The organism is Kitasatospora sp. NPDC004240, from assembly GCF_053603215.1.
This window is the reverse complement of record NZ_JBSGFD010000311.1, coordinates 1-6,538: the sequence shown is the minus strand read 5'-3', so window position 1 is coordinate 6,538 and position 6,538 is coordinate 1. Positions and strand designations below refer to the sequence as shown.

5 protein-coding genes are annotated in these 6,538 nt (G+C 76.5%); 2 read left to right on the top strand and 3 right to left on the bottom strand.

Going from position 1 to position 6,538, the window contains the following annotated elements:
- Positions 1 to 66: 66 nt before the first annotated feature.
- Positions 67 to 1,566 (bottom strand): HEAT repeat domain-containing protein, encoded by a 1,500-nt coding sequence (locus ACWEQL_RS39875; protein ID WP_452156104.1) that lies wholly within the window; start codon positions 1,564 to 1,566, stop codon positions 67 to 69.
- 273 nt (positions 1,567 to 1,839) lie between these two features.
- Here ACWEQL_RS39875 and ACWEQL_RS39870 point away from each other — a divergent pair, with 273 nt between their 5' ends.
- Entirely contained in the window at positions 1,840 to 2,412 is a 573-nt protein-coding gene (locus ACWEQL_RS39870) for a hypothetical protein (RefSeq protein WP_452156102.1), read from the top strand.
- 203 nt (positions 2,413 to 2,615) lie between these two features.
- On the opposite strand, the gene ACWEQL_RS39865 is transcribed toward ACWEQL_RS39870, so the two are convergent.
- A complete protein-coding gene (locus tag ACWEQL_RS39865) occupies positions 2,616 to 4,100 on the bottom strand; it encodes a DNA-binding protein NsdB (protein ID WP_452156100.1) in 1,485 nt (494 codons plus the stop codon).
- Between the two features lie 472 nt (positions 4,101 to 4,572).
- On the opposite strand from ACWEQL_RS39865, the gene ACWEQL_RS39860 reads away from it, so the two are divergent.
- Positions 4,573 to 5,796 (top strand): phosphotransferase, encoded by a 1,224-nt coding sequence (locus tag ACWEQL_RS39860; protein ID WP_452156098.1) that lies wholly within the window; start codon positions 4,573 to 4,575, stop codon positions 5,794 to 5,796.
- 153 nt (positions 5,797 to 5,949) lie between these two features.
- Here the strand turns inward: ACWEQL_RS39860 and ACWEQL_RS39855 are convergent, their stop codons facing one another.
- Entirely contained in the window at positions 5,950 to 6,420 is a 471-nt protein-coding gene (locus ACWEQL_RS39855; protein ID WP_452156096.1) for an acyl-CoA dehydrogenase family protein, read from the bottom strand.
- Positions 6,421 to 6,538 lie beyond the last annotated feature (118 nt).

The window sequence follows — 6,538 nt, the reverse complement described above, 5'->3', positions numbered from 1 at the left end:
TGGCCGGGGACCCGATCGGGTCCCCGGCCACCGTGCTTCGTTCCTTCGTGGAAGGAGGGGAGCCGCCTAACCCCGGCGCTCGCGGGCGGCGGTCAGCCGGCCCCGGACGGCGGCGTGCACCTCGGCCTCCTCGGCCGGGTCGGCCGCCAGGCGGCGCAGGCGCTCCAGCACCCGGGCGTCGCCGGTGGTGGCGACGTGCCGGGCGGCGAGCTCCCTGGTCGACTCCTCGCAGTCCCAGAGGCACTCGACGGCGGGCCCCTCGGGGAAGTGCTCGTCGGTCGCGGCGAGCGCCCGGGCGGCGCGGCCGCGCAGTTCGGACGAGGCGGCCTCGCCGTAGATGTGGCGCAGGACGGGGACGGCTCCGGCGGCGGCCAGCCGCCCCGCACCGTCGACCAGGGTGCCGAGGCCGGCCCCTGAGACGCCGCGGACCGAGACCCAGCGGCGCAGCCCGGCGGTGACCAGCAGGGCGTCGCAGGGTTCGCCGGCGTCGGCGAGCAACTGGACGGCGGCCTCGCCGAGCGCGCTGTCGGCGCCGCCGGTGGCGGGGTCGGCCCAGCGGCGGGCGTGGGCCAGCGCCTCGGGGCCGCGCATCCGGCCGAGCAGTTCCAGGCCGAAGCGGACGGTCCGGTCGTCGACGTCGGCGGCGGCGGCCTCGATGAGCTCGGCGGCCGCGGGGTCGCGCCGGTCGACGAGGTAGCGCAGGGCCGCGCGGCGGGCGCCGGGCAGGCCGCCGCGGGCGGCCTCCAGCAGGGTCGGGCGGTCCTCCGGGCGGACCACGGCGGCCAGGCAGCGGGCGGCCGCGGCGGCCCGCCGGTCGACGGCGTCGGGGCCGGCGGGATCGGAGGCGTGGGTGTCGGGACGGTCGGTCTGCGAGAAGGCGCCGGCGCCGAGGTTGCCGAGGTCCCCCTGGTCGGCCCAGGCGAGCACGTCGGCGGTGCTCCAGCCCGGGGTGACGCCGCTGCGGTTCAGCTGGCGCTGCCAGAGGTCGAAGGGGGACTGCTCGCTCGCGGCGGCGACCCTCGGGTGGTACGCGGCCCACAGCCGCCAGGGCCGGGGCTCGTACGCGGAACGGATGGTCGCGCGCAGCTCGGCGTCGCCCTCGGGGCCCGGCGGGAAGCGGTCCAGCACGGCGGTCCCGAGCAGCAGCAGCCCGCGGTCGTCGTCGCGCAGCGCCAGCTCGTCCAGGGCCCAGGACCAGTTGGTGCCGGTGGCGGCGTACTCGCGCAGCATCAGCAGCGCGTCGCGCCGGCCGTACGCGGCGAGGTGGCCCAGGACGGACAGGGCGAGCCCGGTGCGGGCGTCCTCGTGGTCGAGGAGGTCCTCCGGGGAGTGGAGGTGGTCCTCGATGCCGTCGAGGGGGGCCTCCAGTTCCATGTACAGGCGCGCGTAGTAGAGGGAGCGGTTCTCGACCTGCCAGTCGGCTCTCGGGTCGCAGGTGACGCACTCCTCCAGGGCGGCGATGGCCTCGGTGCGGTCGGCGGCCAGCGCATGGAGCTGCCCGTCACCGCGGCCTCGCTGCAGGAGGCCGAGGAGGCTGGCACTGGGTGCTATCACTGGCTCGAACATGAGGTCAGCATCCGTTGCGGCGGTCGTAGTGGCAACGGGATTTCCGTCGCCGGGGTCTCTGGTCAGGTACTGCGGGTGGGCGCCCGGGCGCCGGAATCACCGAAGGTTACCGCCTGAGGGGCCCCGCCGCACACAGGGCGATGAACCCTCCTGCCCCTTTGGCATATGCCACGGGAATTTCGCATCGATCTGTGCAAATCCCCCACGCGGGCGATCCGGCTGTGCGACAGTCGTCTCACCACCCCACCCGCCCCCAACCCCGTTGGACCTCGTATGAGCTTGCCCTCCCCCGCCGCCCGCCCGACGGGCACCGCCCCGGCGGACGCCCCGGTGGGCGGAACGACGGACGGGCCCGCGGGCGGCGCGGCGACGGACACGGATGACGCGGCGGACGGGCCGGACGGGGCCGGGGGCGACACGCCCGACCCCGCCCCCGGCTCCGACCGCGCCGCCTCCGACCACCACTCCTCCGACGACGCGTCCGTCCATGACGACGCCGCCGATGCCCCCTGCGGGTCGGCAGCCGCGCGGGCGGACGCCCAGCCGGACGCCACGGCCGAGTGGGACCTGCTCACCGACGACGTGCGCTGGTCACCGGAGACCTTCCGGCTGCTCGGCTGCGACCCCGGTCAGGGCCCGCTGAGCCTCGACCGGCTGCCCGACCGGCTCACCGAGGCGGACCGGCCGCTGCTGCGCCGGATGATGACGGACGCGCTGGTGCACGGACGCTGCCCCGTGGGCCTGGTCCGGGTGCCCGGGCTCGGCCCGGTGGCGTGCGAGGGCGAACCGGTGCTCGGTACGGACGGCACCGTGACCGCCCTGCGGATGTGGCTGCGCGCGGCCTGAGGCCGGCGCCGACAGCCCCGGGACCCGTCACCGCGCGGGTACCGCACCCCACTGACACCGCACGCGCGGACTCCGCACCGCAGGAACGCCGCACCGATGCCGCCACCCGCCACCGCGAGGACACCGCCACGCGCCACGGGCCCGCCCCCGACCCGTGGCCACCCGTGGCCCGGCCCGTGGCCGTCCCGGGCGGGCCCACCGCCTCAGGTGAGCCGCGGCCGGTTCTTGGCGTCCGCCTGGCGCAGCTCGCGGCCCAGTTCGGCCCGCAGCTCGTCGACCACCGGCAGTCCCCGGTAGCGGGCGGTGAGCCGGTACATCTCGCGCAGCCGGTCCCAGGTGCGGTGCGAGGAGTTCTGGCTGATCAGGTTCATCACCATCTTGGTCTGGAACTCGGCGGCGTCCGGCTCGCCGGTCTGCCAGTGCACCGAGGCCAGGGTGATCCGGTCGAACAGCGCCGAGCGCAGCTGACCGGTGCCCTCGCGCAGCTTGATGACCTGCTCGGCGTGCCGGCGGGCCTGGCCGGCCGCGCCCGGGTCGTGCTCGGCGAGGGTGCGCAGCACCAGGGCCTGCATGCCGCGCAGCTCGGCCTCGTCGAAGAGCTGCATCCAGGACGGCTTCGGCTCGTCGTTGTCCTCGGCGAACAGCTGCTCCGCCTCGCCGAGCAGCCGCCGGGTCTCCTGGGCGCGGCCGATCGACGCGTACGCCCACGCCTCCACGGTGTTGAACATGGCCCGGGTTCTGGGCAGGGCGCGGGAGGTGCCGCCGGCGCGGGCGGCGCCCATCAGGTCGATCGCGTCGTCGGCACGCCCGAGGTGGACCATCTGCCGGGCGGCCCGGGAGATCGCCTCGCCGGCCCGGGGCCGGTCCCCGGCCTCCTTGGCCGCCTCGGCGGCGATCACGAAGTACTTCTGCGCGGTGGGCTCCAGGCCCACGTCGTGGGACATCCAGCCCGCCAGCACCGCGAGGTTGGCCGCGACCAGCCACAACCGCTGCTCCACCAGCGGACCGTGGCGGTGCGTCAGGAGTCCGCCGACCTCGTTGAGCTGGCCGACCACCGCCTTGCGCTGGAGGCCGCCGCCGCGGGCGGCGTCCCAGGCCCGGAACACCTCGACCGAGCGTTCCAGCGCCTCGACCTCGTCGAGCCCGACCGGGCCGGCGTCGTACACGTCCACCACCGGGCGGGCCCCGCCCTGGGTGAGCACCTGCCGGGGGCCGGGCACCGAGGCCGCGTACGCGACCGCGTCCCCGCCCAGCCAGCCCTTCAGCGAGTCGGCGACGGCCGCCCCGGCCGTGAGCGCGGCGCCCGCGCCCACCAATCCACGTCGGTTCAGCATCAGGTCCATTCCCGTGAACTCGGTGAGGACCGCGGCCGTCCGATCCGGCTCCCATGGCACTGCTGCGGGCTGCGCCGCCCCGGACCTGGTGGGCCGGTGTCGTTCCAGACCGAGGTCCTCAGTGGTGACGACACGGCCGAGCCGCTCCGTGAACACGGCCGCCAGCACCCTCGGCACCGGATCGCGGGGGATCTCCCCCCGCTCGATCCAACGCCGCACCCGGGAGGTGTCGGTGGACAGCTGCTGCTGGCCCATCGCCGCACCCCGCCGGTTGACCAGCCGCGCGAGCTCGCCCTTGGACCATCCGGTCAGGACGAACAGGTCGGCGAGTCGGGTGTTGGGTTCCCTGCTCAAGTGAAGCCCCCAGGTTCCTCGGCTGGTTCGAAACTAGCGCTCCGTCATGTGCCAGGCGAGCATTCGCCAGGCTTCGCCAGGGTCCGCCACATTACGTACCAGTGCCGTCCGGGTGTGATGTAGAGGTGCGCCACCTCGCCCCTCGGGTCGGGAGGCGCCCCACCACCGGGCCGGGGGCCTCCCCCGGACGTGTCGTGGGGCGTACCCGGTCCTCACCCGAGGGGGTGGCGCGGCCGGGTGGCGCGGGGGCGCCGGGCACGGCCACGGCAGTCCGACCGCCGCATTCCCCAGGGTGCGGCGGCCCGGACACCGCCGTCGCAGGGGTCCAGGCCCCGCGTCCGTGCCCGGCGCCCGCGCTCCACCCCTCGCACCGAGCAGGGCCGTCACCGCGCCAGGAGCCTCGCGGCAACGGTCCTCCCCGCCCCCGCGGGGAACGCCCGTCGACGGACCAGGAAGGGACCACCCTCACCCCATGTACTCCTCAGCGACCTCCCCCGCGCCCGCCACGACCCGCACCGCGCTGCGTCCCCCCACCGCGGCCACCGGCCGGCCCGGTCCGAAGCAGGTGCCGCCGAGCCGCCCCGCGGCACCGCGCGGCACCGACGGCCGGTCCACGGACGCCCGGGGCCAGGCCGGACGGACGGCGCTGGGCCTGCGCACCCCCGAGGCGGGCGGGTTCAGCGCCACCCGGTTCGCGCCGGTGCGTCCGGGGATGGATCGGGCCGGGATGGAGCGGCTGCGCGGTCCGCAGCGGCCGGGCCAGCCGGCGAACCCCGAGCGGATCGACCCGGCGGCGCTGCAGACCCCGGCGGTACGCGCCGCGCTCGCCGGTGTCGCGCGGATATGTCCCGCGTTCACCCCGCGCCAGGTGCTGCGCGAGGGCAGCCGCCACATCCTGGTGGCGGGCACCATCGGCCGGGCGCCGGTGGTCGCCAAGTGCCTCTCCCCGCAGGCGGTCCGGAGTGAGTACTTCGAGCAGCTGGTGGCCGATTTCCACCACGAGGTGGCGGTCTACCGGGCGTTCGTCCGGCACCGTCCGCCGGTGCGGCTGCCCCGGCTGGTGGCGGCCGACCACGACCGCTGCGTGCTGGTCCTGGAGCGGGTCCCGGGCCGTCCGGCGGCCCGCGAGCGGCACCCGGTCAACGCGCCCACCCCGGGCGAGGTGCGGGCGGTGCTGGGCTCGCTGCGCACGCTCAACCTGTGGCGGCCGCCGGCCGACGTGTTCGAGCCGCGCCTGGACTACCAGTTGGAGATCGCCCGGTACCACTCGGTCGGCCAGCTGACCGACCGGGACGCCGGCGACCTGCGCGGTCTGCTGCACGGCCTGGCGCAGACCCCGCTCCAGCTCAACCACGGCGACGCGCTGCTCAGCAACACCCTGCTGGCGCCGTCCGGCCCGGTGCTGGTCGACTGGGAGCAGGCCGGCTGGTACCTGCCGGGCTACGACCTCGCGGTGCTGTGGAGCGTGCTGTCCGGCGACACCGCCGCCCGCCGCCAGATCAGCCAACTCGCCCAGAGCGGCGGCACCCTGGCCCGGGACGCGTTCCTGGTCAACCTGGTGCTGGTGCTGATGCGGGAGATCCGGCTGTACGACGTGCCGGGCGCGGGCGAGGAGCAGCGGATCATGATCCGCCGGCTGTACGACGACGCCGCGCTGGCCCGCCGGGCCGTACGCGCCGCCGTCGGCACCCGCTGACCCACCGCGCGCCCTCGCCGAGCCCCGCCGGGCCGTCCTCCGGCCGGGGCTCGGCGGCGTCCCCGCCCGGCGCAATCCCGGTGAAGTCCTGATGAAGTCTCGGGAAGCCCCGGTGAAGTCCCGGCCGGGTCCTGGCGACGTCCCGGCGGGGTGTCAGCGCTGGGCGCCCCGCGCCAGGGCGGCCCGGCCGGTCGCGTCCAGCACGGCCTCGTCCGGGGCGAAGTGGACCCGGCTGCTGAGCGCGTCCCGCAGGTAACGCTCCAGCGGGTGGCGGCGGCTGAGCCCCGGGTTGCCGGTGAGCGCGACGGCCTGCTGGACGGCGCCGACCGCGGCCCGGGTGGCGAGCAGCTGGGCGGGCCCGGTACGGGCGACGGCGTCCGGATCGGCCCGGTCCACCCGCGGGGCGAGGCCGTTGACCAGCTCCTCGGCGCCGATCAGCCGGGTCTCGATCTCGCCCAGCGCGCCGCGGTAGCGGGGCAGGGTGCCGAGCGGCTCGGTGAGGTCGGCCGGGGTGCGCTGGTTGAGGAAGCGGACCAGCCAGTCCTGGGCCGCGCGGGCCACCCCGAGGGTGACTGCGGAAAGGGCCAGATCCCGCCAGGCGCGGGTGAGTTCGGCGGCCGGCACGCCGTCCGCAGGGGTGGCGGGGGCACGTCCCCGGCCGGCCGCGCCGGCGCCCTTCGCCGGGGCCCCTCGCCGCGCTCGACCGGTACGACGCCAGCCCGGACGTGCTCCTGGTGACCGG

Excerpts from the sequence above, each read along its gene's own strand:
- ACWEQL_RS39870 (WP_452156102.1), top strand. The coding sequence starts at position 1,840 with ATGAGCTTGCCCTCCCCCGCCGCCCGCCCGACGGGCACCGCCCCGGCG.
- ACWEQL_RS39860 (WP_452156098.1), top strand. The coding sequence starts at position 4,573 with ATGTACTCCTCAGCGACCTCCCCCGCGCCCGCCACGACCCGCACCGCG.
- ACWEQL_RS39875 (WP_452156104.1), bottom strand. The coding sequence starts at position 1,566 with ATGTTCGAGCCAGTGATAGCACCCAGTGCCAGCCTCCTCGGCCTCCTG.